This is a genomic window from Actinosynnema sp. NPDC023658 (assembly GCF_040639995.1).
Lineage (GTDB): Bacteria > Actinomycetota > Actinomycetes > Mycobacteriales > Pseudonocardiaceae > Actinosynnema.
In genome coordinates this window covers 1-3,414 of the sequence record NZ_JBFAAX010000614.1, presented here as the reverse complement: position 1 = coordinate 3,414, position 3,414 = coordinate 1, and the positions used below count along the sequence as shown (strand labels likewise).

Below are 3,414 nucleotides of genomic sequence, written 5' to 3'. Positions count from 1 at the left end.
CTGGCGGCCGTCACCACGGCGTCCTCGGGCAGGTAGCGCTCCACGTACTCGCGCGTCGGCGCATCCACAGCACGAAGGTCGTCGGACGACCGGCAGGGCGAGCGCTTCGGCCACCGTGGGGTACACGGACACAACGTAATGCGCCGTGCCCGAAAGCGGTACAGGTTGTCCATGGCGGCCTTCGGCACCGCCGACCAGACTCCAGGCAGGGACCTACGACCGGAGGACGCGATGGGACACGAGGAGCTGCTGGCCCGGCACCGCGCGGTGATGCCCGACTGGATGGCCCTGTACTACGAGCAGCCGATCGAGCCGGCCAGTGCGAGCGGGCGCCGGGTCACGGACCGCGAGGGCCGCACCTACCTGGACTTCTTCGCCGGCATCCTGACCAACGCCGTCGGCTACGACGTGGCCGAGATCTCCGACGCGATCCGGTCCCAGGTCGCGACCGGCGTGCTGCACAGCTCCACCCTCTACCTGATCCGCTCGCAGGTGGAGCTGGCCGAGAAGGTCGCGGAGCTGTCCGGCATCCCGGACGCCAAGGTGTTCTTCACCAGCTCCGGCACGGAGGCCAACGAGACGGCGCTCATGCTGGCCACCCAGTTCCGCCGCAGCGACCAGGTCCTCGCGCTGCGCAACTCCTACCACGGCCGCGCGTTCGCGACGATGGCGATCACCGGCAACCGCGGCTGGTCGGCGTCCTCGCTCAGCCCCGTCAAGGTCAGCTGGGTGCACGGTGGCTACCGGTTCCGCAGCCCGTTCAAGGACCTGTCCGACGCCGACTACATCAAGGCGTGCGTGGCGGACCTGCGCGAGGTGATCGAGACGACGACCGCGGGCGACGTGGCGTGCATGATCGCGGAGCCGATCCAGGGCGTCGGCGGGTTCTCCCTGCCGCCGGACGGGTTGTTCGGCGCGTTCAAGGAGGTGCTGGACGAGTACGGCATCCTGTTCATCTCCGACGAGGTGCAGACCGGGTGGGGCCGCACCGGTGAGCACTTCTGGGGCATCCAGGCGCACGGCGTGACGCCGGACGCGATGACGTTCGCCAAGGGCCTGGGCAACGGGCTGGCGATCGGCGGCGTGGTGGCGCGCGGCGACCTGATGGACTGCCTCACGGCGAACTCGATCTCCACGTTCGGCGGCAACCCGGTCGCCACGGCGGGAGCCCTGGCCACCCTGCGCTACCTGCTCGACCACGACCTCCAGGCGAACGCGGCCAAGCTCGGCGCGCGGCTGATCGACGGGTTGCGCGACATCGCGGCGGACCGGCCGGCGGTGGGCGACGTGCGGGCGTCCGGCCGCCGGCATCGGTGAGCCGGTGAGCCGGTGAGCCGGTCGGGCGGTCAGGCGGTCACGGTGAAGAGCACGTAGCCGTAGCTCAGCTCCCGGCGGCCCGGGTTGGCGCGGACCCACCCGTCCACGACGTCGCCCGGGAACTCGATGCGCAGCACGGACTCCAGCTCGGCCGCGTCACGGCACCGCCAGGCGGACATCACCTCGGTGCGCTCGGCTCCCCGCTCCCGCCACCACGCGTCGGTCGTCTCGGCGGCGCCCTGCGCGGACGCCCACGGCGAGGCGGCCAGCAGGTCCGCGAACTCGCCGTGCCGCCAGTCGTTGTCGATGACGACCAGCCTGCCGCCGGGCCGCAGCACCCGCCGCACCTCGGTGAGGCCGGGCTCGCAGCCGGGTGGGAAGAAGTAGGCGAACCGGGCGTGCACGACGTCCGCACTCGCGTCCGGCAACGGGACGTGCTCCGCCGAACCGGGCCGCGCGTCACCGCGTTCCCGTGCCCTGACCAGCAGGTCCGGGTCCGGCTCGACGCCGATGACCTCCGCCGCGTCGACCGCGTACCGGGGCAGCCAGAACCCCGTGCCGCAGCCCAGGTCGACCAGTGTCCGGCCGGCCCAGTCCGCCTGCCCGCGCAGCGCGCGCCACAGCCGTCCGTCCGGGTCGATCGCCTCGTTCTCCCGTTCGTAGAGGTCGGGGTGGCCGGCGATGTTGGGTGCGCGGTGGAAGTCGGGGAACGTCACGGAGCCACCGTAGACAGCGCCGCACGCGCGCTCGACGGCTTTCTTCCGGGCTTCTTGACAGCGCGGGGCGCGGGACGCTTGACTGCGGAGGTTTGAAACGATTCAAGCCCCGTGGAGTCGCCATGTCGCCCCTCACCCAGGTCTTCGGAGCAGTCGACATCGGCGCCTCGGGCGGGCGGGTCGTGGCCGGGGTGGTGACCGGAGGTCGGACGACGTTGCACGTGGTGCACCGGTTCCCCAACGGCGCGGTGACGCGGGACGGGCACCTGCGCTGGGACTTCACCGGCCTGTACCGGGAGGTGCTGACCGGTCTGGGGGCGTTGGCGGCGCGGTTCGGCGAGGTGGTGTCGCTCGGCATCGACACGTGGGCCGTGGACTACGGGCTGTTGGCCGAGGACGGGACGTTGCTCGCGGAGCCGGTGGCGTACCGCGACGGACGGACCACTGATGCGGTGACCCGCGTCCACGAGCGGGTGTCACCCGAGGCGCTGTACGCGGTGAACGGACTCCAGTTCCTGCCGTTCACCACGCTGTACCAGTTGGAGGCGGAACGGGCGTCGCCGTTGTGGGACAAGGCGGCGCACGTCGTGCTGCTGCCGGACCTGTTGGCGTACTGGTTGACCGGCGAGCTGCGCACGGAGGTCACGAACGCCTCGACCACGGGGTTGCTGGACGTGCGGACGAGGACGTGGGTGCCGGAGCTGGCCGCCGGGGTGCCGTTCCCGCCGTTGCAGGAGCCGGGTGAGGTGCGCGGGCTGCTGCGCCCGGAGGTGGTGAGCGCGACCGGGTTGCCGCGCACGACACCGGTCACGACGGTCGGTTCCCACGACACCGCGTCGGCGGTGGTGGCGCTGCCCGCCGACGGGTCGCGCTTCGCCTACGTGTCCAGCGGGACGTGGTCGTTGGTCGGGGTCGAGCTGCCCGGACCGGTGGTGAGCGGGCGGGCGCGGGAGCTGAACTTCACCAACGAGGGCGGCGTGGACGGCCGGACCCGGTTCCTGCGCAACGTCGGCGGGTTGTGGCTGCTCCAGGAGTCGCTGCGGGAGTGGGCCGGGGTGGACCCGTCCGACCTGCTGGCTCAGGCGGAGGCGCTGCCGGCGGGTGGTCCGACGGTCGACGTGGACGATCCGGCGTTCATCGCGCCGGGCGACATGCCGCGACGGATCGCGGCGGCGGCGACCGGACCGCTGCGCACGCAGGCCGAGACCGTGCGGTGCGTCCTGGACTCGTTGGCCGTCGCCTACGCCCGCACCGTGGACCAGGCCGTGGAGCTGACGGGCCGCGAGGTGGACGTGATCCACATCGTGGGCGGCGGCTCGCGCAACGACCTGCTGTGCCGCCTGACCGCGGCCCTGTCCGGACGCCGCGTCACCGCCGGCCC

3 protein-coding genes are annotated in these 3,414 nt (G+C 72.4%); 2 read left to right on the top strand and 1 reads right to left on the bottom strand.

Annotated elements, in window-relative coordinates:
- Positions 1-231 precede the first annotated feature (231 nt).
- Positions 232-1,317, top strand: a complete 1,086-nt coding sequence (locus AB0G02_RS32140; RefSeq protein ID WP_360801640.1) for an aspartate aminotransferase family protein — start codon at positions 232-234, stop codon at positions 1,315-1,317.
- 29 nt (positions 1,318-1,346) lie between these two features.
- Here AB0G02_RS32140 and AB0G02_RS32135 read toward each other — a convergent pair whose 3' ends face one another.
- Positions 1,347-2,033 carry a class I SAM-dependent methyltransferase gene (locus AB0G02_RS32135; protein ID WP_360801637.1) on the bottom strand — a complete coding sequence of 229 codons (687 nt, stop codon included), beginning with the start codon at positions 2,031-2,033 and terminating at the stop codon, positions 1,347-1,349.
- Positions 2,034-2,155: 122 nt separating this feature from the next.
- Between AB0G02_RS32135 and AB0G02_RS32130 the strand changes: the two genes are divergently transcribed.
- Positions 2,156-3,414: rhamnulokinase family protein (locus AB0G02_RS32130; RefSeq protein WP_360801634.1), on the top strand; the 1,259-nt coding region annotated here is incomplete at its 3' end.